Raw genomic sequence first — 23298 nt, 5'->3', positions numbered from 1 at the left:
TCCAACTCGTGGGGTGGGGGAGGGGGTGGGGGAAGGGAGCGGAGTGGGGGTGGGTGATGGGTGCGTGCCGGCTCACGGGCCGGAGCGATGGGTGGCTGGCTTCCGGGGGTGGAGCGAGGTGGCTTCCGGGGTGAAGCACTGGGGGCGACGCAAGGTGTCGAGTCGGGTGGTCAGTCCGGGGTGTGGAACAGTGTTGGCATCGTTTCGATGTGTGGCTACTCAGCTGGGTGACAATTTCCGGCTGCAACGGGCGGTGTTTTCGTCACGGGCCTGAGCACGCCGCTGCCGCCGCCTCGCCGCGCCGCCCCGCCCGGACCAGCAGCAGTGCGCCGGTCGCGAAGAGCAGCCCGCCCAGTACCCCGCCGACGGCCGGAACGGTCTCCCCGAGCAGCCGGAGCCGACCGCCGTCCTCGGAGGCCAGCGCCACCTGGGCGCGTTGCGTCGCGGTGGTGAATTCCAGCCGCTCGCTGTGCAGCAGGGTGACCGCGTCCCGCGCGGAGCCGGGGGCCCGCAGTGTTTTCGTGGGAGCGATGGCGGCGTTGAGGATCCTGCCCGTGCGCCGGTCCACGACCAGCTCGATCCCGTCGTTGGCATACCACTCCTCGGCCAGCACCTGGCCCTGCTCCGGGCGCCCGACCAGCTTCCCGGGGACCTGACGGCTGCCCGTCCTGGTGGGCTCCACGGTGCCGAAGAACCGGTATCCGGGATGGCCGTGCACCCGGGTCGTCCCGTCGAAACGCAGCGGTACGGTCGCGCCCAGCGTGCTGTCCCACCAGCGGTAGCCCCGGCGCTGCACGTCGAAGGGGAACTTCAGGTACGCCTCGCCCTGGAACTCCGCCGGGCTCTCGCCGCAGCAGTGCACCGGCCGGTTGGTGGCCCGGTCGGTCACCCAGCGCTCGGTCGTCCACTGCAACGCCTTGCGGGGGTCGCGCAGCGGTCTGGACCTCGGTGTGTCGATCTGGGTCGAGACGTCCCAGACGGCGCGACCGGTGCGGGCGCCTTCGGCCACATCGCCCAGAACACGCCGGGTAATCGTGATCTCCCGGTCTTTGACCGTGGCGACCGCCGAGGTGTCGAAGTAGCTGCCGGTCCCGGAGAAGACCGTGGTGGAGTCGATGTCCAGCGGAGTGCGTTTCGCGCGGGGCTCCACGTACCACGCCAGCAGGGGCGCGAGCACCAGCAGGAACGTGCCGATACCCAGCAGTGTCAGGGAAAAGGTCGAGGTCGGGCGGCGCATGCGGCCACCTCCTGTGGGGACGGGGGTGTGCGATGGGCAGCGCGTGCGAACCGGCTACCGAGGAGTAGGCAGCTCTGGTCGGCAGAACGTAGGCCGGGGTTGACCAACTGTCAATGCCCGCTGATACTGATCGATGCCGGACCGGGCCGGTTGCACTGGGTGACATCCTCACTGACCGAGAGGTTCACGTCCCCATGCCAAGACTTCTCACCGCCCTCGTGACCTGCGCCGTCGCCGCCGCGCTCGCGGTGGCATCCGCCGTGGGCATCGTCCGAGCCCTGGACACCGTTCCGGAACAGCCGAACGTTCCGCTCGTCTCCTTCCCCGACGCCTCCTCGCCGCAGGGCGGTGGGAGCGCGCCGCGGGGTGGTGCGGGCGGAGCGGTGGACCACTGATCACGCGGGCCCGAGGCCCTGGGAGGTGGTGCAGGTGCCGACGTCATCGGTGTGGCAGGACGTGCCGCGCGCCCAGACGGAGAAGTTCGCCGAACTGGCCATGGCGCACGTGCCCGAACTGGCCGAGGACATCCTCCGCCAGATCCGGCGGGAGCACCCCACCCTGCCGGTCGTCCTCGACGAGTCGGGCGAGCCCAAGGCGCTCGTGGGCATCCGGCGGGCGCTGGACTACTTCGTCCGCCATCTGACCGAGGGGGCCGAGAGTCCGGGCGCGCTCAGCGACGTCTTCCGCGACTTCGGGCGGGGTGAGGTCCGCGAGGGCCGCAGCCTGGACTCGCTCCAGGCGATCTACCGCCTGGGCGTCCGGTTGTCCTGGCGTCATCTGGCGGAGATCGGACGGGAACTGGAGATCCCACCGCCCGCCATGTACGAACTGGCCGAGGCGGCGTTCGAGTTCCTCGACGACCTCGTCGCCCAGTCGGTGCTCGGGTACGCGGAGGCCGCCGCGCGCCGCGCCGACGAACGGCTGCGGCTCCAGCGTCAGTTGATCGACCTCGTACTGACCGAGCACCGGGGCGACCCGACCGCCGCCCTGGCCGAACGGGCCGGCCGGATCGACTGGCAGCTCCCCCGGACCGTGGCCGTGGCGGTCCTCGTCCGCCCCACCGAGGAGGCGGTCGCCCCGGCCGTCGGCGACGACGCGCTCCTCGACCTCGACCAGGAGCGGCCCCGCCTGGTGGTGCCCGACCCGGACGCCCCCGGCCGGCTGGAACTGCTGCGGCGGGCCATGGTCGGCTGGACCGGCGCGATCGGACCGGGCGTCCCCCTGCACGAGGCGATCAGGTCGCTGCGCTGGGCGGAGCGGGCCGTCCGGCTGATGAGCCGTGACCTGCTGCCCCGGGACCAGTTCCTCGACTGCACCGAACACACCGAGGCGCTGGTCCTGCTCCCGGCCGAGGAACTGATCGAGGACCTCGCGCACCGGCGGCTCGCCCAGCTCACCGACGCCGGACCCACCCAGGCCGGCCGCCTTGCCGCCACCCTGCTGGCCTGGCTGGAGACGGGCGGCGGCGCGCCGGAGGTGGCGGCCCGCCTGGGCGTGCACCCCCAGACCGTCCGCTACCGGCTCCGCCGGATCAGGGAACTGTGGGGTGAGGAACTGGAGGACCCGGACCGCCGCTTCGAACTGGAGCTGATCCTGCGGGCCCGGCGTCTGCGCGGTCTTCTGGACCCGCCCCCCGGGTGACCGCCGGGCGCGTAGGCTCGCCCGTGGATCGCGAGCCCGAAGCCGTCCGCCACGGGGGAGGCCGATGAACAGCTTTCCGCACCTTCTGACCGAGGACCGTGCGGAGTACGAACGCGCTCTCGACGACCTGCTGCGGACCGCGCCCGACCGGCCCGAGCTCAGCGCGCTCGGGCGACGGCTCGACGCCGGGCAGCTGCGCGCGATGGCCCTGAACGCCTCGGCGCTGATCACCGCTGCCGCGGCGGCGGAGTACGCACACTATGTGAAGGTCCGCGAGCAGTCCCGGTCGCCGGTCACCGCGGCCCGCGCGCCCGCCGACCCGCTCGGCGAGCCGCCGGGGTCGCGGGCCTTCCACCCCGGGAACCTGACCCTCGGTGTCCTGGGCGCCGTGCTCCTGCTGCTGGCGAGTTTCCTCCTGCTCCGCGCGAGCCACGGACACACGGCGGCCCTGTCCGTGATCGCCGTCGGCGGAGGTCTCCTCGCCCCCGCGGTGATCCTGGTGCTGGCGGAGCTGATCGGTGCGACCAGGACGAGGATCGCGGCGAGGGCGCGGCCCCGGGACGACAGCATCGCGCACGACGTCGAGCGGGCCCGGGAGGCCTGGCACGCCGCCCTCGTCGAGCGCGGGATGGTGCCCTTCCTGCGCGATGCCCTCGCCGAGCCGTGGCCCGCTCCCACCGGACGCGGGGTGGGGGACGAAACCGACCGCCGTACCGTCCGCCCGCAGGAGGCGGGCCCGTCGCACCGGCCGGCGGCGGGCCCCGCAGGACACTCGTTCAGCCGTCCCGACTTCAGCAGCCCCGACTTCGGCGGCCCCATGTTCACGGGCCCGGACCACGGCGTCCCGCCGGGACCGCCCTCCTCGCCGCCCGGCCGGCCTCCCGGCGACCGCGGTGCCGACGACGACGACCCCGAACCGCGCCGTATGACCGTCGAACTGGTCGAACAGGCGCCGCCCGGCACCGAGATCCCGCTGCAGGTGCAGATCACGCGGGGAGCCGACCCGGAGGCGGTGCCTGCCGTACGGCTCCGCGGCTTCGCCGTGCCGTCCTCCGGGGCCCGGCTGCTGATCACCGTGCACGCCCCGGGCCTGATCGCGCTGGGAGACCTCCAGCAGGAGCTCACCGTCCGGCCCGGCGAGGACTCAGCCGTACTGACCTTCGGTCTGCGCACCGCCCAGAGCGGTCTGCGGACCGTGACCGTACGGGCTTTCCACGGTGGTTCGTTCCTCGGTGAGCTGCGTGTGCAGATCTCGGTGCAGCCCGGCACTCCGGCCAGGGGCGGCCCGCCGCGGGACGTACCGCTCGCCACGGTCGCCTTCGACCCCGGCGAGGTGACCCTGCAGGTACTGCGCGGCGCCGACGGGGCCTACAGCTTCCAGCTGATCAGTGAGACCTGCTACGCACCGGAGGCGTTCCGGCTGCTGGCCGGTGACCCTCGGCAGACCGTCGAGCGCATCTACGACGAGCTGCGCCGCATGGCCGCGGCCGCGGGGCCCTCCGTGGATCCCGTCGCGGCCCGCCGCCGGCTGCGCAACCTGGGCGTCGAGCTGTGGGCGTCGGCGGTGCCCGACGCCGTGCGCCGCCAGTTCTGGGACGAGGCGGACCGCATCTCGTCGATGACCATCCTCGGTGAACACGACATGATCCCCTGGGAGTTGCTGTATCCCCTCGACAGCGGGCGTGAGGGGGCCGGGTTCCTGTCCGAGTGGCTGCCCGTCGTGCGCCGCGCGTTCGGCCAGGAGCGCGTCCGGGAGCTGTCCGTGCCGAACATGGCGTTCGTCGTGCCTCCGGAATCGCCGCCCGAGGCGCACCAGGAGGTGGCCGCGGTGCGGCGGGTCCTGGGGGACCGGGTCGCGGACGGCGGGGTCCTCACCGACCGCGCCGCGGTCGGCACGCTCGTCGAGGACGGCTTCGCCGGACTGCTGCACTTCGCCTGCCACAACGCCTTCACCGGTGCGGGATCGAGCGTGACCATGCGGGACGGCGCCTTCGACCCGATCGACCTCTCCTACGCCACGCACTCGGGTGCCCTGCGCGGCGCACGGCCCCTGGTCTTCTTCAACGCGTGCCGCAGCGCCGGGGAGATCGGCTGGTTCGCCACCAGCCTCGGGTGGGGCACGCAGTTCCTGCGCTCGGGCGCCGGCGCGTTCGTCGGCACGCTGTGGCCCGTGCGCTCGGACGCCGCGCTGGCCTTCGCCGAGGCCTTCTACGAGGAACTGGTCGACCGCGGCAGTGACTTGAGCAAGGCGTCCCTGCGGGCCCGGCAAGCCGTGCGGGAACGGGACGGCGACCCGACCTGGCTCGCGTACGCCGTCTACGGCAGCCCGGCCGCCCGTGCGGTCGTCGTCCCCGGGGGCTGACGCCGCGCCGGCCCCGGAACCACCGGCACACCGGGGAAGCCCGGCAGCGGAACCGCCGCCGCCGGCGCGGGCCCCAGCGTCGTCGTGCCCGGGGTCACCCGGTGACCCAGCCCCGTGCGGTACACGTCCAGGGCCGCCTCCGTGCGGCCGGTGCGGCGGAGCAGGTCGCCCAGCAGCCGGCACAGATCGGCGAGGTCGCCCGAGGCGCCGCTCCGCTCCAGCAGCGCGAGCGCGCGGACGTAGTGCTCCTCGGCGGCCTCGTCGTCCCCGCGCTCCTCGGCGATGAGCCCGAGCAGCCGGTGCGCGCCCCCCGCGTGCACGGCGCCGTGCCGGTCGTCCAGTTCCAGGAGCGCGCACAGGAGTCGGGCGGCCTCCTCGTACCGTCCGAGGCGGCGGAGGACATCGGCCAGTTCCACCTCGACCTGGGCGGTGTAGAGCGGCGCGCGCCGGGCGGTCAGCATCTCCCGCGCGGTGCGCAGTTCACGCTCGGCGTCGGCCAGTTCGCCGTTCTGGGCCCGGACGTACCCGCGCATCCAGTGACAGTGCGCGAGGCCGGTGCCCAGTTGGAGGTGCTGGTAGATCGACTGGGCCTTGGCGAGTGACGCGTCGGCGTCCGCGGCGCGCCCCTCGCCGAGGAACGTACGGGCCACCTGCCGGTGCATGCCGGCCACCAGCGCCGGGTCGCTGACGCGCGGTGCCAGCGCGAGGGCGAGTTCGGCGGCGTGCGCGGCGCGGGCGTGGGCGCCCATGTCGATGTACGGACCGATGATCGCGGTGTAGAGCAGCACCAGCGTGTCCGGGTCGGCCAGGCCCCCGGCGCCGAGCTCGTCGATCGCCGACTCCAGGAGGTAGCAGGCGTAGCGCAGCTCCCCGGCGAGCAGATGGGCGACGGCGCGGCCACGGATCGCCCGGGTGCGGTGGGGGAGCGGGCGGTCGGACAGGAGCCGCTCCGCCGCCTCGAAGTGGCGGTGGGCCTCCTCCAGTTCGCCCGACTCCAGGACGCACTCGCCGAGGCCGAGGTGGGCGTCGGCGCACTCGGGGGCCAGGCCGAGGCGCTCGGCTTCGGTGAGGAGCCGGGTGAAGCGGGCGGCGGCCTCGTCCGCGGCGCCGGTGGCGAGTTCGTGGCGCGCGTCCGCCAGCGCGAGCCGGAGCTCGGTCGCCAGGTGGGCGGGCTGCCCGGTGGCCAGCTCCTCGTACGAGGTGCCGAGCCGTTCGGCGAGGAACCGCAACGCGGCCTCGGAGGGGCGGACCTTGCCCGACTCCAGGGTGGAGACATAGGCGGGGGTGTACTCCGGTTCGGCCAGCCGGCGTTGTGTCAGACCGCGTTCCTGTCGCAGTTGCCGCACCCGGCGGCCGATCTCGGCCGGTTCGTCCATCGGTATCCCCTTGCTCGCGTCAACGGAGGCTAACGCGCCGGACGTTGGGACCGCACGGAACATTGCGCGTCCGTGTACCTCCCCCTAACTTAATCACGTCGTTCATCTCATTTACCGAGTTGCTTAACTTCCTTGCCGTGAAGGGGATTCCGTGCGTCCAGCATTGCGCAGAGCCAGGGCGGCGGCCGGGGTGGCCACCGCCACCGCCGTCGCCGTCATCCTCACGGCCGCGCCCGGCAGCGCGGCCGGCACCGGGGCGCCGGCCCCCCGCTCCACCGAAGTGCCGGTGGAGATACCCGGCCCCGAGCACGGCGCGGTCGCCGGCTCGGGCCACACGCACGTCCCCCAGGCCGGCCGGGGGCTGCCGCAGGCGCGGCTCTCGGAGAGCGAGCGGGCCGCCGACGGCGACGTCACCCGGCTCGTCGGGAACGGCCCCGCGCCGGACCGGCTCGACGTCGTCATCGTCGGCGACGGCTACACCGCCGCGGAGCTCGACCGCTTCCGCACGGACGCCGGGGAAATGTGGGCCAAGGTCACGGCCGTCGAGCCGTACACGACGTACCGGAACCTGTTCAACGTGTGGGCGGTCGACGCCGTGTCGAACCAGTCCGGCGTATCCGGCGATCCGGACCGCGACACCGTCCGCGACACCGCCCTCGGCTCGTACTTCTGGTGCGACGGCATCGAGCGGCTGCTCTGCGTCGACCAGGACAAGGTCGACGGATACGTGGCGAAGGCCCCCGAGGCCGACCTTGTGATCGTCCTCGCCAACAGCGCCAAATACGGCGGCGCCGGATACAACGAGCCCAGCGCCACCCTCGGATACGAGGGCATCTCGACCGCGTCGGCGGGCAACGAGAAGTCCGGTGAGGTCGCGATCCACGAGACCGGCCACTCGCTGGGCAAGCTGGCCGACGAGTACTTCTACCCCGACTACCCGGGCTACGAGCGCTACACCGGCCCCGAGCCCGCCGATGTGAACATCTCCACGCTGACCGCCGGGGACATGGCCGCCCGGCAGGCCAAGTGGTATCGCTGGCTGGGCGAGGCGTCCCCCGACGGCGGCACCGTCGGAGCCTACGAGGGCGGCGGCTACTACGTCACCGGCCTGGGCAGGCCCACGGACGACTCGCTGATGCGGTCCCTCGGCAAGCCGTTCAACCTGCCCGGCGTCGAGGCGATGATCGCCGGCTTCTACCGGCACGCCGAGCCCGTCACCGCCCTCACCCCGACCGGCCGGACCCTCCGGCTGCACGAGGCCGCCAAAGTCGCCGTGCCGCGGCTGACCGGCCCGGACGGGCGGCAGCTGAAGACCCGCTGGTACCTCGACGGCAAGGAGCTGAAGCGGTTCGCCGGGCGCACCCGGGTCGGTGTGGCCGAGCTGTCGCTCCTCCTGCTCGACCTGCGCGCGCACAGGCTGTCCGTCACCGTCGAGGACCGCACCCCGTCGGTGCGCGACCCGCGGATCGCGGCGACGCTGCGGTCCACCGTCGGCTGGACCGTCAGGCTCTGAACCGGTCCCGCCCCAGCCGCACCGTGACCGTCCTGGGCCGCTGGTACTCCTGCAGTGCCGGCGTGCCCAGGTCGGTGCCGCGCCCGGATGCCCGCCGGCCCCCGTGCGGAGCTCCGCCGTCTGCACCGGACGGCAGTTGAGCCAGGTCTCTTGACAGTTGAGCCAGGCCTCTCCCGCGTCGAGACGGGACACCCGGGCGAGGCCAAGGGGCAGACCGGCCGTCCGGACACTCTCCGCCAGGGCCTGGGGCGGTCGCCAAGCCCCCGGCCCGTCCGGCCGGCGGCGAGGAGAACGAGCCCGTCGTACCGCTCCAGCCGGTCAGGGCTGTTCAGCGGACCGAAGTCACGCCCGCCGACCGGGAGCGCGTCGCCGCGGCCGGCCCCTCGACCGTGTCCTCGTAGTTCTCCGTCCGCGTGATGACCCGGGCCGGAGCGGCACAGCTCTGGCCCCCGTTGTCCGTGGCCGCCTCGGCCGGCGAACCAGACGTGTCCGCCGGGGCGTCGGGCAGCACCAGGGCCGGTGCGTTGCCGCCCAGGTCCAGGCCGACCCGTCGCGTCCAGGCCCGGGCCGCCACGTCCCGGCCGCGCCGCCGCTGCCCGTGAACGCGACCATACGCGAAGGCGTGGTCGACGAAGGCCCGGTCGAGGAGCGGGGCGCGCCCTCGATCCCCCACCCCGGTGAGGATGTGACGGGCACCCCCTGTGCGCGGCACGCGCATCGCACGCGCATCGTAAGGCGCTGATCGACAGCGCGGGGAGGTGCGGGCGACTTCCCGGGAGATCCGGCGGCACGACGGGTGAACGTAAACCGCCCCGATCCGGCCGCTGCGACCTGTTTTCGGTCAACGATCAGTGGCGTGCGGCCGCACAGACAACCACGGTGCCGTCCGCCCCCTCTCAACGGCGGGAAGCCCACCGCTCACCCACCGTCCCACCCAGTACCCGGCACTTGGCACTTGGCACGCACCCGTACCTGGCACTCGGAACGAGGATCGATGACCACACCTCCCCCGACCCGCACCTGGCGCTCGGCGATCGCCGTCGGCGCGGCGGCCGCCGTCACCTTCGGCGTCGTCGCGGCTTCGCCCGACACCGGCACGAAGACCGCGACCACCCCACAGCTCAGTCTGATCGCCGCCTCCACGACCGTGACGCTCGACTCCTGGAAGGAGTCGCCCGGCGTCTACCTGGACCTCGGCACCTATGTCACCGCCGAGAAGGCGCCCTTCGAGATCAGGGTGACCCGCAAGTCCTACAAGGACCCGATCGTCGGCACCCAGATCGTCCGTGAGGGGAAGAAGACCGTGAGCAAGCCCCTGCCGAAGGGGCTGCTGAAGGACTTCTCCGGGCTGCCGGACTTCGCGCAGATCAAGCTCACCGACGCGGCCGGCAGGACGGTGCTGGACAAGGCGGAGCCGTTCTGCCCCAACAACGCCTCCGGCCGGGTGCGCCCCGACGCCCCGGCCACGTCGAAGTATCCGCAGAGCTGCCCCGTCAACCCGTTCACGCTCGGGTCCGTGTGGGGCGTCGAGGGCGGCTGGGCCTCCAACACCTACGCCGGCTACTACTCCGATCCGGTGGTACTCAAGCCGGGCACCTACACCGCCAAGGTGTCGGTCAACAAGCGCTACCGCGATCTGTTCGGCATCGCGGACAAGCCCCAGACGATCAAGGTGACGGTGCGCGAGCGCAGCGAGGAGGGGCGGAGCGCCGAGGCGTCCGCGGCGCGGGGGCACGGGTCCCACGCGGCAGGGCACTCCGGTCACGGGGCGGCGGCCGTCCCCGCACCCGGATCCGCGCCGGCGCTGCCCCCCGCCGCGGCGACGAGCGGCGCGGGTCCCTCGTACAACGTCGGGCACGGTCCCTACACGCCCGCACCGCCCGCCCTGCCGTGGGCCGTCAGGAGAGCCGGTCTGAAGGCGGCGCGCATCGGTGACGGGACAGGGCAGACGGACGGCTCCCGCAAGGCGCCCGCCGTCAAGCCCCACGCGCAGCGGCCGACGGGCAAGCCGAGCGTGCCGGACGTCCCCAAGCCCGACCTGCGTTCGCTGCCGGCCTACGGCATCAACGTCAACCGGGGCGACGGCACCTCGCCGGGCAAGGACTACCTGGCCTTCAGCGCCAATGTGTGGAACGCCGGCCCCGCCCAGCTCGTCGTCGACGGCTTCCGCACGCCAGGCAAGGCGAAGATGGACGCCTACCAGTACTTCTACGACAGCAAGGGCAAGCAGGTCGGCCACACCCCGACCGGCACCATGGAGTGGGACCCGCGTCCGGGCCACGAGCACTGGCACTTCACCGACTTCGCCAGCTACCGGCTCCTCAAGGCCGACCAGAAGGAGGCGGTGCGCAGCGGCAAGGAGGCGTTCTGCCTGGCCAACACCGACGCGGTCGACTACACGGTGAAGAACGCGAACTGGCAGCCGGACAACACCGACCTGTCCACGGCATGCGGTCAGGAGAACTCCATCTCCGTCCGGGAGGTCCTCGACGTCGGGTCCGGCGACACCTACACCCAGGACCTGCCGGGACAGTCCTTCGACATCACCAAGGTGCCGAACGGCACGTACTACATCCAGGTCCTTGCCAACCCCGAGAAGCGGCTCAAGGAGACGGACCTGACCAACAACAGCGCGCTGCGGAAGATCGTCCTGGGTGGCAAGCCCGGCGCGCGCACGGTGACCGTGCCGCCGCACGACCTGGTCGCCGGCAACTGACCCGATCGGCTGTCACCCCCGGGGGCCGAGCATCCCGGGCCTGGGCGTCCCCCTGTCCGGGCGGACCGGTTTCCGGTCCGCCCGGACGGCTTTCACCACGTCTGCTTCTGGTTGACGCCGATCACGCAGCCGTTCGGGTCGGTGAAGTAGAGGATCCGCCGGCCCTCGTGCGTCACCTCCTTGGTGACGCTGACGAGCGGCCGGATGCGCTCGACGTAGGCGTCGACGTCGTCCACGGCGAGGTAGGACATGCCGAACGCGCCCAGCACCCGGGCGTCCGACGGGGCGAGCGGCCGGGGGTGTCCTTGGGGAGGGCTCGTATGGGGTTCCGGTTCACCCGGACGGACCCGGGGCGGGGCCTTGTCTTCGCGACGAGCGGGTACCGGTCCCCGCATGAAGGCACTGGTGATCAACTGCACGCTCAAGAAGTCCCCGGAACCCTCCAACACCCACGCACTGGCCCAGGTCGTCGCCCGTCAGCTCGAGGCGTACGGCGTGGAGACCGACTTCGTGCGTGCGGTCGACCTGGACATCAAGCCCGGCGTCACCAGCGACGCGGGGCCGGGGGACGAGTGGCCCGACGTCCACCGCATGCTGCTGGAGTCGCAGATCCTGGTGATGGCCTCACCGACCTGGCTGGGCCGGCCTTCCTCCGTCGCCCAGCGCGTGCTGGAACGGATGGACGCGATGCTCTCCGAGACGGACGACGACGGCCGGCCCGTGGCCTACGACCGGGTCGCGGGCGTCGTCGTCACCGGCAACGAGGACGGCGCCCACCACGTCATCAGCGAGATCTCGGGCGCCCTCGGCGACATCGGCCACACCGTCCCCGGCCAGGCGTGGACGTACTGGCACCTCGGGCCGGGGGCGGGCCCGGACTACCTCGACGACGAACGGGGCCACGACTGGTCCCACAAGACGGGCCGTGCCATGGCGGCCAATCTCCACGGCACGGCCCTGGCGGCGAACCCGCTGGGCGCACCCCCCAGCTGAGCGAAGGCGGACGACGATCCATGGGCGATGAGCGCGACGGAACGCGCGTCTACCGGCGGGCCGCCGACTACGTGGCCGCCGTACTGATCTTCCTCCAGGACAATGTGCTGCTGCGGGAGCCGCTGCGGCCCGAACACCTCAAACCGAGGCTGCTCGGGCACTGGGGCTCGTGCCCCGGCATCACCATGGTGTACGCCGCCCTCAACACACTCGTCCGCGAGCGTGACGCCGATGTCCTCCTGGTCACCGGACCCGGGCACGGCGCCCCCGCCAACCACGCGAACCTGTGGCTCGAGGGCACCCACGAGCACTACGACCCGGCCCTGTCCAGAGACGGCTCGGGACTGCGCGAACTGGCCCGCCGGTACTGCGCGCCCGACGGCTTCCCCAGCCACCTCTCACCCGCCCTGCCCGGCACCCTCCACGAGGGCGGCGAGCTCGGCTACGCCCTGTCCACCGCGTTCGGCGCCGCCCTGGACGCTCCGGAACGCCTCGTGGCGTGCATCGTCGGAGACGGCGAGGCAGAGACGGGACCGACCGCCGCGGCCTGGCACTCGACGAAGTTCCTCGACCCCGCCACGAGCGGGGCGGTGCTTCCGTTCCTCCACCTCAACGGCTACAAGATCTCCTCGCCGACGCTGTTCGCCGCCATGTCCGACGAGGAACTGACGGCGCTGTTCCGCGGCCACGGCTGGGCGCCCCGCATCGTGGACATGACCGACCCGCGGGCCGGCCACGGCGACGCCCTGGCGGACGCCGTGCTCGACGCCCATGCCGCCATCACCGGCATCCAGGCCCGCGCCCGCGGAGGCGAGGCACCCGAACGGCCGGCCTGGCCGATGATCGTGCTGCGCAGTCTCAAGGGCCAGGGCGCCCCCGCGGCAGTCGGGGGCAGGCGCATCGAGGGGACGTTCCACGCGCACCAGGTGCCGCTCGACGGGGTGCACCACGACCCCGAACAGCTGAAGGCGCTGGAGGACTGGCTCCGCTCCTACGAGCCCGGCGAACTCTTCGACGACGAAGGCCGGCCCCGGCCCGACGTGCTCGCCGTCTGTCCGCGGGGCGAACGGCGCATCGGCATGCAGCCCGCGGGCGACGGCGGCCGGCTGCGCCGTCCGCTGGACCTCCCCCCGCTCGAGCCGTACGCCGTGGACGTACAGGCCGGACCCGGTACCTCGGCGGCGAGTCCGAACCGGGTCCTCGCGGCCTGGCTGACGGAGATCATGCACCGGACGCGGGGCAGTCGCGACTTCCGCATCGTGTCCCCGGACGAACTCGCCTCCAACCGGCTCGACAGCGTCCTCGGCGCGACCGGCCGCGCCTTCGTGTGGCCCGTGGACGAGTACGCCGAGGACCTCGCCCCCGACGGGCGCGTCATGGAGGTCCTGTCGGAGCACAACTGCCAGGGCTGGCTGCAGGGATACCTGCAGACCGGCCGCCACGGCCTCTTCCCGACGTACGAGGCGTTCGCCTCGGTCGTGGACAGCATGCTCAACCAGTACGCCAAGTGGCTGAAGATGTCCCGCGAGGTCGACTGGCGCACCCCGGTCAGCAGCCTGACGTATCTGCTGACGAGCGAGGGCTGGCGCCAGGAACACAACGGCTACAGCCATCAGGGCCCCGGCTTCATCAACAACCTCCTCACCAAGAAGAACACCGTCACCGGCGTCTACCTGCCCCCGGACGCCAACACCCTGCTGGTGACCATGGAGCGCCTGCTCGCCGACACCGGCAGGATCAACCTCGTCGTGGCGGGCAAACACACGGCAGCCCAGTGGCTCGGCCTCGACGACGCCCGCCGGCACTGCGAGGCAGGCGCGTCCGTCTGGCCCTGGGCGTCCACCCACGACGGCGCCGACCCCGAACTCGTCCTCGCCTGCTCGGGAGGCATCCCCACGGTCGAGACCCTCGCAGCCGCCCAACTGCTCCGCACCGACCTGCCCGACGCCCGCATCCGCGTCGTCAACGTCGTGGACCTCTGCGCGCTCGCGCCGCCGGACCGGCACCCCCACGGCATGTCCGAAAGCGACTTCCGTGACCTGTTCGGAGCGGACACACCCGTGGTGTTCGACTTCCACGGCTACCCCGCGGCGGTTCACCAACTCCTGCACGGCCGGCCCGGCCCCGAACGCTTCCACGTGCGCGGTTATGTCGAGGAGGGCACCACCACCACTCCGTACGACCTGCTCGCGAGCAACGGCGTGTCCCGCCACGACCTCGCCATCACCGCGCTCCGCCACCTCCGCGGCCGCTCGGCGGTCACCGGGGACCTCGCCACCGCCTACGCCCACCACCGCGACCGACTGCGCGCCGAACTGCGCCGTACGGGCATCGACCCGCCCGAGATCACCGACTGGAGGTGGCATCCGTGAGCCGCTCGGCCGCCACCCATGCCCTGATCGGGTCGTATCGGCGGCCCGCGCGACCGGGGGATCCGGCCCCCGGGGTAGGGCTGCCGCATGGCAGTCAACCCCATTGAGATGCAGAAGGCCCTGGGCGGTGTGCACTACCCCGCCTCCAAGTCGGACATCGTGAAGCAGGCGGAGAAGCACGGCGCCGACAAGAAGATCATGGACGCGCTGAAGGCGATGCCGGAGAAGGACTACGACTCCCCGGCGGCCGTCAACAAGGAGGTCAAGGACTAAGAAGCGCCCCGGACCCGCGCACTGCCCCCGGCCGTCCCCTCACGTCACGGGCACCGGGGCGGGGGAAGGAGCGGGAGGGAGTCGGCGGCGGTGCGGCCCGAGGCGGGCCCGCACCGCCGCCGGCGCATGTGCCGGCGGCCCGGGACACGGCGTCAGCATGCCGTCAACGGGCGCCGGGATCCCGTCAGTGTCGCGTCAGGGGACAGAGAGCGCCGTGCGGGGCGGGCATACCTTCGACAGCCACGCCCCGATCGCCTCCCCGCGGCCGGGGCCCCGCATCCCGTGGATCCTCCAGGAGGAACCCATGATCGAACTCCTGTGCGGTGAAGACCCGGAGCCCTCAGAACCCGGCCCGGCCGGACCGCTCTACGTACCCGTCCGGCCGGGACGTCGAGGGTTCGCGTTACGCCTGTTCCGCACACCAACCGGAGGCCGGACCGCCGTCGGCTTCACCACCGAGCACCGGCTGACCGCCGCGCTCGGCCTCGACCAGCCCTGGATCAGGCTCGCCGGGCACGCCCTGAACTCGCTCACCGCACCACTGGGCGTCATCAGCGTCACGGTCGACCCGCGGTTCTCCGCCCCGGCCGCATACACCCCTGCCACCGCCTCCGCCGGCCTCATTCCCCCCACCGCCCCCGCGGCCCTACCCCCGCGTTCCCCGGGCCCCCGGGACGGGCAACAACGGCCCGGGGCCGTACGGCTCACCACGGCGGTGGCCGCCGTCGCCGCACTCGCCCTGTCGACCGGCCGGAAGGACCGCCCGTGACCACGCTGGACCTGCCGGCCGTCCCCCCGGCCGCACCCGGTGACGACGACCTCGCCGTCTGGCCCGCCACCACCACCCGCCTCCCGCACGGCGGCCTCGCGGTGGGCGGCGTCGCGCTGGACGAGATCGCCGACCGGTTCGACACGCCGGTCTACGTCCTCGACGAGGACGACGTCCGCGCCCGCTGCCGCGTCTACCGCAACGCCTTCCCCGAGGCCGAAGTCCTCTACGCCGCCAAGGCGTTCCTCTGCCGGGCGATGGCGCACTGGGTGGACGAAGAGGGGCTCGGCCTCGACGTCTGTTCGGCGGGCGAGCTGGAACTCGCCGTCACCGCCGGGTTCCCGCCCGAGAACATCGTGCTGCACGGCAACGCCAAGTCCCCCCGCGACATCGCCACCGCCCTCCGCCTCGGCGTCGGGCGCATCGTCATCGACAGTCCGTCGGAGATCGCCCGGCTCGCCGCCGCCGTCGGTCCCGACGGGCATCAGAAGGTGATGATCCGGGTGGTCCCCGGTGTCACGGCGGGCGGGCACGAGAAGATCCGCACCGGGACACCGGACCAGAAATTCGGCCTGACGATCACCGACGGATACGCCCAGCACGCCCTCGTCCGCGTCCTCGGCCAGCCCGGTCTCGAACTGACCGGCCTGCACTGCCACATCGGCTCGCAGATCACCTCGGTCAAACCGTACGTGACGGCGGTGCGGCGGATGGTGGGGCTGATGGCCCGGCTCCGCGACAGCCACGGCGTCGTCCTGCCCGAACTGGATCTGGGCGGCGGACACGGCATCGCCTACCGTCCGGGCGAACCGGCCCTCGACATCCCCACCCTGGCCCGTACCCTGCGCGGTGAACTCCTGGAGAGCTGCACCGCCGCGCACCTTCCGGTACCCCGCCTGCTCATCGAACCCGGGCGCGCGGTCGTCGGCCCCGCCGGGGTGGCGCTCTACCGCGTGCTGGCCGTCAAACGCACCGGCGAGCGCACCTTCGTCGCCGTGGACGGGGGCATGAGCGACAACCCAAGGCCCGCGCTGTACGGCGTGCGCTACGCGCCACGTCTCGTCGGCCGCCCGTCGACCGCCGCGCCCCTCAGGGCCGACGTCGTGGGGCGGCACTGCGAGGCCGGCGACGTGCTCGCGGCCGGCGCCGAGCTGCCCGGCGACATCCACGCCGGGGATCTGCTCGCCGTGCCGGTCGCCGGCGCCTACCACCTGTCCATGGCTTCCGGCTACAACCTCGTCGGCCGACCACCGGTGATCGCGGTCGCCGACGGCGGTGCCAGGCTGCTCGTACGGCGAGAGTCGCTGGAGGACATCCGCGGCAGGGACGTCGGTCTCTGACCGCGTCGCACGACGGAGGGGCCCGGGTCGATTCCGGGCCCCTCCGTCGTGCGAAGGCGCAGGTCCCGCGGTCGCGTAGGAGATGCGTCAAGACGGCACGGAGGGTCGTCAGGGGGTCGTCAACGCGGGCCGGGGGACGGCCGAGAGGCGATTTCCTCGTTCAGTCCGACAATCCGCACGTCATTCCAGGAGCTCACGATGGCCGACGTGGCCTTCGTCGTCGTCACTCTCGCCGTGTTCGCGCTGGTGGCCCTCATCGCCAAGGGGGTGACGAAGCTGTGACCGCCGAGAACATCGTCGGCCTGATCGTGGCCGTCTCCCTGCTGGGCTATCTCGTCCTCGCCCTCCTCAAGCCGGAGAGGTTCTGAGCCCGGCATGAGTCCCGTCCTCGCTGGTGTGCTCCAGCTCCTCGCACTGATCACCGCCCTCGGCCTCGTGCACCGCCCCCTCGGCGAGTACATGGCCAGGGTCTACTCCTCCGAGAACCATCTGCGGGTGGAGCGGTGGATCCACCGGGCCATCGGCGCCGATCCCACCGTGGGGATGCGCTGGCCCGCCTACCTGCGCGGGGTCCTCGCCTTCTCGCTGGCGGGTGTCCTCTTCCTCTACGCCCTCCAGCGGCTCCAGGGCTCGCTGCCCGGCTCGCTCGGCTTCGCTTCCATCGACCCGGACCAGGCGTTCAACACCGCCGCGTCCTTCGTCGCCAACACCAACTGGCAGTCGTACTCCGGCGAGCAGGCCATGGGCCACCTCGTGCAGACCGGTGGCCTCGCCGTGCAGAACTTCGTCTCCGCCGCCGTCGGCATGGCCGTGGCCGTGGCGCTCGTACGCGGCTTCGCCGGGTCGCGCACCGGCGAGCTCGGCAACTTCTGGGCCGACCTGGTCCGCGGTGTGGTGCGGATCCTGCTGCCGATCTCGGTGATCGGAGCACTCGTCCTGGTCTCCTGCGGTGTCATCCAGAACTTCTCAGGCATCCACGAGGTCGGGCAGTTCACGGGCGGCACCCAGCAGTGGAACGGCGGCGCGGTGGCCTCCCAGGAGGTCATCAAGGAACTGGGCACCAATGGAGGCGGCTACTTCAACGCCAACTCCGCCCATCCCTTCGAGAACCCCACCCCCTTCTCCAACCTCTTCGAGATCTTCCTGATCCTCGTCATCCCCTTCGCCCTCACCCGCACCTTCGGGCGGATGGTCGGCAGCATCAAGCAGGGCCACGCGATCCTCGGCACCATGGCCGCCATCTGGCTGCTCTTCACCGGGCTGATGATGTGGACCGAGTTCCACCACGGCGGCCCGGCGTTCGACCTCGCCGGCGGAGCGACGGAGGGCAAGGAGACCCGCTTCGGGATCGGCGGCTCCTCCCTCTTCGCCGTGGCGACCACCCTGACGTCCACCGGCGCGGTCAACTCCTTCCACTCCTCCTTCACCGGCTTCGGCGGCGGCATCACCATGCTGGGCATGCAGCTGGGCGAGATCGCGCCGGGCGGCGTCGGCTCCGGCCTCTACGGCATGCTGATCATGGCGGTCGTCGCGGTGTTCATCGCCGGCCTCATGGTCGGCCGTACACCCGAGTACCTGGGCAAGAAGATCGGCGCCCGCGAGATCAAGTTCGCCGCCTGCTACATCCTCGTCACCCCGGCTCTGGTGCTCGGCTTCACCGCCGCCGCCACGGCCCTGCCCACCCCGCCGAACTCCATGACCAACTCCGGCGCCCACGGCTTCTCCGAAATCCTCTACGCCTACACCTCCGGAGCCAACAACAACGGCTCCGCCTTCGCCGGTCTGAACGCAGACACACAGTGGTTCAACACCACGCTCGGCCTGGCGATGCTGCTCGGGCGGTTCGTGCCCATGGTGTTCGTCCTGGCCCTGGCCGGCTCGCTCGCCGGACAGACACCCGTTCCGAGGACCGCGGGCACCCTGCGCACCGAAAAGCCCCTTTTCACAGGCCTGCTGGTCGGCTCCATCACGATCATCACGGGTCTGACCTACTTCCCGGCCCTGGCGCTGGGCCCGCTCGCCGAAGGACTGGCGTCATGACCACCGAAGTGACGAAGCAGAGGAACCCCGTGCCCACCGCCACGCGCACCGCGAACCGCGCGCCGCACCGCGACGCCCCCACCGGCCGGGGGCCCGGCGGCGGACGGGCCGGAGGAGGCCTGTTCGACCCCGGACAGCTCGTGAAGGCGCTGCCGGACGCGTTCCGCAAGCTCGACCCCCGGGTGATGGTCAAGTCGCCCGTCATGTTCGTCGTCGAGATCGGCTCCGTACTGACGACCGTGTTCGCCCTCGCCGATCCCGGTGACCGGTTCGGCTGGACGATCGCGGCGTGGCTGTGGCTCACCGTCGTCTTCGCCAACCTCGCGGAGGCGGTCGCCGAGGGCCGCGGCAAGGCCCAGGCGGACACCCTGCGCAAGGCCAAGAGCGACACGGTGGCACGGCGGATCACGGAAGGGACCGAGGAGCGGGTGCCCGGCACCGGACTGCGCATCGGCGACCTGGTGGTCTGTGAGGCCGGTGATGTCATCCCCGGTGACGGGGACGTCGTCGAGGGCGTCGCGTCCGTCGACGAGTCCGCCGTCACGGGCGAATCCGCGCCGGTGATCCGCGAGTCCGGCGGGGACCGGTCCGCGGTCACCGGCGGTACGAAAGTGCTCTCCGACCGGATCGTCGTCAGGATCACGACCGAGCCGGGTGAGACGTTCATCGACCGGATGATCAACCTGGTCGAGGGTTCCGCCCGGCAGAAGACGCCCAACGAGATCGCGCTCAACATCCTGCTCGCCTCGCTGACCGTCGTCTTCCTGCTGGCGGTCGTCACCCTGCAGCCGTTCGCGGTCCACGCGGGCGCGCCGCAGACCATGATCGTGCTGATCGCGCTGCTGGTCTGCCTGATCCCCACCACCATCGGGGCGCTGCTCTCCGCCATCGGCATCGCGGGCATGGACCGGCTCGTCCAGCGCAACGTCCTCGCCATGTCCGGCCGGGCGGTGGAAGCCGCCGGGGATGTGTCCACCCTGCTCCTCGACAAGACCGGCACCATCACCCTCGGCAACCGGCAGGCCGCGGAGTTCGTACCCGTGCCCGGCACCACCGCCGCCGAAGTCGCCGACGCCGCACAGCTCTCCTCACTCGCCGACGAGACCCCCGAGGGCCGTTCCGTCGTCGTGCTGGCCAAGGAGAAGTACGGCCTGCGCGAGCGTCACCGGGGCGAACTGGCGGACGCCGAGTGGATCGCCTTCACCGCCCAGACCCGTATGTCGGGTGTGGACGCCGGCGGACGCGAGATCCGCAAGGGCGCGACCGGTTCGGTCGTCGCCTGGGTGAGGGAACGGGGCGGCCGTGTCGGCGAGGACGCGCAGGCGCTCACGGACCGGATCGCCGAGGCCGGCGGCACGCCGCTGCTGGTGGCCGTGGCCGACGACCGGGGCGCGCGGGTCCTGGGTGTCGTCCACCTCAAGGACGTCGTCAAGGAGGGCATGCGGGAGCGGTTCGATGAGCTGCGCCGCATGGGCATCAAAACCGTCATGATCACCGGTGACAATCCGCTGACGGCCAGGGCCATCGCGGACGAGGCCGGTGTCGACGACTTCCTCGCCGAGGCCACGCCCGAGGACAAGATGGCGCTGATCAAGCGGGAACAGGCCGGCGGCAAGCTCGTCGCGATGACCGGCGACGGCACGAACGACGCCCCCGCCCTCGCCCAGGCCGACGTCGGTGTGGCCATGAACACCGGTACCTCGGCCGCCAAGGAGGCCGGGAACATGGTCGACCTCGACTCCAACCCGACCAAGCTGATCGAGATCGTCGAGATCGGCAAGCAACTCCTCATCACCCGCGGCGCGCTGACCACCTTCTCGATCGCCAACGACGTGGCGAAGTACTTCGCCGTCATCCCCGCGATGTTCGCCGTCGCCCACCCCGGCCTGGACAAGCTCAACATCATGAACCTGGCCTCGCCCGGGTCCGCGATCCTGTCGGCCGTGATCTTCAACGCGCTGGTCATCGTCGCGCTGGTGCCCCTCGCCCTCAAGGGCGTCCGGTACCGGCCGTCGAGCGCCGACCGGATGCTCCGCCGCAATCTGACGATCTACGGGCTCGGCGGTCTGATCGCCCCGTTCATCGGCATCAAGCTCATCGACCTCCTCCTCTCCCTCCTCCCTGGCATCGGGTGACGACACCATGAACCACTCCGTACCCCACACCGCACGGCTCCTCGGGGCCGGGCTGCGGGCCCTGCTCGTCCTCACCCTCGTGTGCGGCGTGCTGTACCCGCTCGCCGTCACCGGCATCGCCCAGGGCCTGTTCCACGACAAGGCCAACGGCTCCGAGATCAGGGACCCGAGTGGCGAGGTCGTCGGCTCCGCACTGACAGGCCAGCGCTACGACCTGCCGCCCACCGCCGGTGAACAGACACCGGGCCCCGACCTGAGGTGGTTCCAGCCGCGCCCGGCGGGCGGCCTCGGCACCAACAGCGTCAACACCCAGTACCAGCTCATCGTCTCCGGGGCCACCAACCGCTCCGGCGACAACGCCGAGCTCATCCAGTGGGTCAAGGACGCCAAGGCCGCCGTCGTCAGGGACAACTCCACCGTCACCCACACGGTCAGGCCCGAGGACGTGCCGGCCGACGCCGTCACCTCCTCCGGCTCCGGCCTGGACCCGCACATCTCCCCGGAGTACGCGCGGCTCCAGACGCCCCGGGTCGCCGAGCGGAACCACCTTCGGGCGGACCAGGTGGAGCGGCTGGTCGACGCCCACACAGAGGGCCGGACGCTCGGCTTCATGGGTGAGCCCCGGGTGAACGTCCTGGAACTCAACCTCGCGCTGCGGGCACTGACCCAACGCTGATGTCCGCCCCGCCCCAGGCGCGGGCTGCCACGGGCGCGGCTGCCACGGGCTCGGGCTGCCGCGGGCCTGTGGCGGGGCGGGCCCGGGCTGGTCGTTACGACGGCGGGTGCCCCCGGAAGCGCCGCCGGGCATCAAGCCGTCAGAACGACTGCGGGTGGCGGAAGAGCCGGCCCGGGTCGTAGGCCGCCTTCACCTTGGCCAGGCGGTCGATGTTCGCCCCGAAATAGGCCCGCCGCCAGTCCCGCAGGGCCGGGTCCGTGTAGTTCTGGTACGCCTGCCCACTGGCCCAGGGGCGCATCGCCGCGTGCGTGCCGTCGAGCCACGCCCGGTGCCGGGCCACCGTCGCGGCGGCCGCCCGGTCGGGCCAGGAGACGATGTACTGCGCCAGGAACAGCGCGTTGCGGTGCACGAACGCCGTGTCGGCGGGCCGTACCCGGTTCACCGCGCCGCCCATCGCGTCCAGGGCGATGCTCCCCGCCCCGCCACCACTGAGCCTGGCCAGCTGCTCCACGCGCGCGATCAGCGCCTTGATCCCGTCGGCCGGGACGGGGCGCGTGTAGAAGTCCGAGCGGGCCGCGTACGACTCGCGCGCCACCCGGCCCTGCGGGTCGCGGCCCGGCAGGGTGCCCTTCTGGTGCGACTGGGCGAGGGTGAAACCCGAGACGCCGCCCATCACCTTCATCGCGTCCATGAAGGGGCGCGTGCGCACCGACTCCGACCTGGGCGCCGCACCGATCGCGTCGGCGAGCCGGTCCAGGCGGTTCTCCAGGTCCTTCCGGCCCGTGAGGGCGAGACCGCCGACCCGGACCGAACCGGGCCTTCCGCCGACCGGAGCGGCCAGATGCAGGTTGGCCCAGATCGCGTCGGGCGCGGTCGGCGCCCAGCGCTGCCACTCGCGTACCACGGCGGCCGCCTTCGACCACGGCCAGCTCAGGAAGAACGTGGTGCACTCGGGTGCCGCGTGGGTGCGCATGCGCAGGTCGGTGACCACACCGAACTGCGCGTTGCCACCGCCCCGCAGCGCCCAGAAGAGATCGGGGTCCCGCCGCGCGTCGACGTCCCGGACGCGTCCGTCCGCGGTCACGATCCTGGCGCCGGTCACGCTGTCACTGGTCAGTCCGTACGCCCGGCTGACCACGCCGATGCCACCGCCGAGCGCGAGTCCCGCGACGCCGACCGTGGGGCACGATCCGGCCGGGACGGTCCTGCCCCGGGCGGTCAACCGGGCGTAGACGTCGATGAGTTTGGCGCCGGCGCCGATGCTCGCGGTGCCCCCGGTCAGCGAGACGGACGCCATTCTCTGCACGTCGACGATCAGGCCCGGACCGGACGACCAGCCCGCGTACGAGTGGCCGCCGCTGCGCACCGCGACCGGCACCTGGTGGCGTCGGGCGAACGCGAGGCACTCGCTCACGTCCTCCGGCCGGGCGCAGTACGCGATCCCGGCCGGCCGCACCGCGTCGAACCGGGGGTTGAACAGCGTCCGCGCCGCGTCATAGTCACGGTCACCAGGGCGCACCAGCGTGCCGTCCAGCCCGCGGCCCAGCGCCGCCCAGTCCCCGGCGCGAGGCGGGCGGCCCGCCCCGGCCGCTCCCGCCGCGGCGGCCGTCGTCCCGGACGCGGGGCTCGCCGACCGGGCGCCCGAGACGCCCGCGACGAGTGCTCCGGACAGGGCGGCCGCGGCCCCGCCCAGAACCCGGCGACGGGTCGTTCCCCCGCCGTTCGCCGGTACGTTCCCGCCCGCTGCCGTCCCGTTCCCCCGGGTCTCGTCCATCGGCTGTTCCTCGCTGCTCCGTTGTTGTCCCCTCGCAGAGAGGAGGAGGGTGGGGAGGCGGCGGTGGTTGCGTCGCGGCGC

Annotated in this window: 19 protein-coding genes and 1 pseudogene; 15 read left to right on the top strand and 5 right to left on the bottom strand. The window is 72.3% G+C overall.

Annotated elements, in window-relative coordinates:
• Nucleotides 1-262 precede the first annotated feature (262 nt).
• Nucleotides 263-1237 (bottom strand): PorA family protein, encoded by a 975-nt coding sequence (locus ACY34K_RS23875; RefSeq protein WP_462750430.1) that lies wholly within the window; start codon nucleotides 1235-1237, stop codon nucleotides 263-265.
• A gap of 194 nt (nucleotides 1238-1431) precedes the next feature.
• Between ACY34K_RS23875 and ACY34K_RS23870 the strand changes: the two genes are divergently transcribed.
• From ACY34K_RS23870 to ACY34K_RS23855, 4 genes and pseudogenes are all read left to right on the top strand, one after another.
• Nucleotides 1432-1632, top strand: a complete 201-nt coding sequence (locus tag ACY34K_RS23870) for a hypothetical protein (protein ID WP_462750428.1) — start codon at nucleotides 1432-1434, stop codon at nucleotides 1630-1632.
• Between the two features lie 34 nt (nucleotides 1633-1666).
• On the top strand, nucleotides 1667-2878 hold the full coding sequence (locus ACY34K_RS23865; protein ID WP_462750426.1) for a PucR family transcriptional regulator: 1212 nt from the start codon (nucleotides 1667-1669) through the stop codon (nucleotides 2876-2878).
• A 64-nt stretch (nucleotides 2879-2942) separates the two neighbouring features.
• Nucleotides 2943-3165 (top strand): annotated as a pseudogene (locus ACY34K_RS23860) (hypothetical protein); the annotation flags it as partial.
• Between the two features lie 341 nt (nucleotides 3166-3506).
• Entirely contained in the window at nucleotides 3507-5240 is a 1734-nt protein-coding gene (locus tag ACY34K_RS23855) for a CHAT domain-containing protein (RefSeq protein WP_462750492.1), read from the top strand.
• Here ACY34K_RS23855 and ACY34K_RS23850 read toward each other — a convergent pair.
• Nucleotides 5195-6616 carry a helix-turn-helix domain-containing protein gene (locus tag ACY34K_RS23850; protein WP_462750424.1) on the bottom strand — a complete coding sequence of 474 codons (1422 nt, stop codon included), beginning with the start codon at nucleotides 6614-6616 and terminating at the stop codon, nucleotides 5195-5197. The two genes, ACY34K_RS23855 and ACY34K_RS23850, sit on opposite strands and share 46 nt — an antisense overlap.
• 151 nt (nucleotides 6617-6767) lie before the next feature.
• Between ACY34K_RS23850 and ACY34K_RS23845 the strand changes: the two genes are divergently transcribed.
• Nucleotides 6768-8129, top strand: a complete 1362-nt coding sequence (locus tag ACY34K_RS23845; RefSeq protein ID WP_462750422.1) for a M64 family metallopeptidase — start codon at nucleotides 6768-6770, stop codon at nucleotides 8127-8129.
• A 328-nt stretch (nucleotides 8130-8457) separates the two neighbouring features.
• Here the strand turns inward: ACY34K_RS23845 and ACY34K_RS23840 are convergent, their stop codons facing one another.
• Nucleotides 8458-8802: an aldehyde dehydrogenase family protein gene (locus tag ACY34K_RS23840; RefSeq protein WP_462750420.1), complete on the bottom strand. Its 345-nt coding sequence runs from the start codon at nucleotides 8800-8802 to the stop codon at nucleotides 8458-8460.
• Between the two features lie 321 nt (nucleotides 8803-9123).
• On the opposite strand from ACY34K_RS23840, the gene ACY34K_RS23835 reads away from it, so the two are divergent.
• Nucleotides 9124-10845, top strand: coding sequence for a lysyl oxidase family protein (locus ACY34K_RS23835; RefSeq protein WP_462750418.1), 1722 nt, complete (start codon nucleotides 9124-9126; stop codon nucleotides 10843-10845).
• Between the two features lie 92 nt (nucleotides 10846-10937).
• Here ACY34K_RS23835 and ACY34K_RS23830 read toward each other — a convergent pair whose 3' ends face one another.
• Nucleotides 10938-11114, bottom strand: a complete 177-nt coding sequence (locus ACY34K_RS23830; protein WP_462750416.1) for a VOC family protein — start codon at nucleotides 11112-11114, stop codon at nucleotides 10938-10940.
• A 124-nt stretch (nucleotides 11115-11238) separates the two neighbouring features.
• On the opposite strand from ACY34K_RS23830, the gene ACY34K_RS23825 reads away from it, so the two are divergent.
• From ACY34K_RS23825 to ACY34K_RS23785, 9 genes are all read left to right on the top strand, one after another.
• Nucleotides 11239-11838, top strand: a complete 600-nt coding sequence (locus ACY34K_RS23825; RefSeq protein WP_462750414.1) for a flavodoxin family protein — start codon at nucleotides 11239-11241, stop codon at nucleotides 11836-11838.
• A gap of 20 nt (nucleotides 11839-11858) precedes the next feature.
• Nucleotides 11859-14210 carry a phosphoketolase family protein gene (locus ACY34K_RS23820; RefSeq protein WP_462750412.1) on the top strand — a complete coding sequence of 784 codons (2352 nt, stop codon included), beginning with the start codon at nucleotides 11859-11861 and terminating at the stop codon, nucleotides 14208-14210.
• Between the two features lie 87 nt (nucleotides 14211-14297).
• Nucleotides 14298-14483: a DUF2795 domain-containing protein gene (locus tag ACY34K_RS23815; protein ID WP_462750410.1), complete on the top strand. Its 186-nt coding sequence runs from the start codon at nucleotides 14298-14300 to the stop codon at nucleotides 14481-14483.
• A gap of 304 nt (nucleotides 14484-14787) precedes the next feature.
• Nucleotides 14788-15252 (top strand): SAV_915 family protein, encoded by a 465-nt coding sequence (locus ACY34K_RS23810; protein WP_462750408.1) that lies wholly within the window; start codon nucleotides 14788-14790, stop codon nucleotides 15250-15252.
• Nucleotides 15249-16592, top strand: coding sequence for a diaminopimelate decarboxylase (gene lysA / locus ACY34K_RS23805; RefSeq protein ID WP_462750406.1), 1344 nt, complete (start codon nucleotides 15249-15251; stop codon nucleotides 16590-16592). Before ACY34K_RS23810 ends, lysA begins: the two co-directional genes overlap by 4 nt.
• Before the next feature lie 278 nt (nucleotides 16593-16870).
• Nucleotides 16871-16960 (top strand): K(+)-transporting ATPase subunit F, encoded by a 90-nt coding sequence (kdpF, locus tag ACY34K_RS23800; protein ID WP_462750404.1) that lies wholly within the window; start codon nucleotides 16871-16873, stop codon nucleotides 16958-16960.
• Nucleotides 16961-16967: 7 nt separating this feature from the next.
• Nucleotides 16968-18632 carry a potassium-transporting ATPase subunit KdpA gene (gene kdpA / locus ACY34K_RS23795; RefSeq protein ID WP_462750402.1) on the top strand — a complete coding sequence of 555 codons (1665 nt, stop codon included), beginning with the start codon at nucleotides 16968-16970 and terminating at the stop codon, nucleotides 18630-18632.
• On the top strand, nucleotides 18629-20767 hold the full coding sequence (gene kdpB, locus ACY34K_RS23790; RefSeq protein ID WP_462750400.1) for a potassium-transporting ATPase subunit KdpB: 2139 nt from the start codon (nucleotides 18629-18631) through the stop codon (nucleotides 20765-20767). The genes kdpA and kdpB overlap by 4 nt, the downstream gene beginning before the upstream one ends.
• 7 nt (nucleotides 20768-20774) lie before the next feature.
• Entirely contained in the window at nucleotides 20775-21443 is a 669-nt protein-coding gene (locus tag ACY34K_RS23785) for a potassium-transporting ATPase subunit C (RefSeq protein ID WP_462750398.1), read from the top strand.
• Nucleotides 21444-21582: 139 nt separating this feature from the next.
• On the opposite strand, the gene ACY34K_RS23780 is transcribed toward ACY34K_RS23785, so the two are convergent.
• Nucleotides 21583-23217, bottom strand: a complete 1635-nt coding sequence (locus ACY34K_RS23780) for an FAD-binding oxidoreductase (protein ID WP_462750396.1) — start codon at nucleotides 23215-23217, stop codon at nucleotides 21583-21585.
• Nucleotides 23218-23298: the final 81 nt, after the last annotated feature.

Source organism: Streptomyces sp. STAM6, from assembly GCF_054963715.1.
The sequence above is the reverse complement of the archived record's forward strand: the minus strand, read 5'-3'. Positions and strand labels throughout refer to the sequence as shown.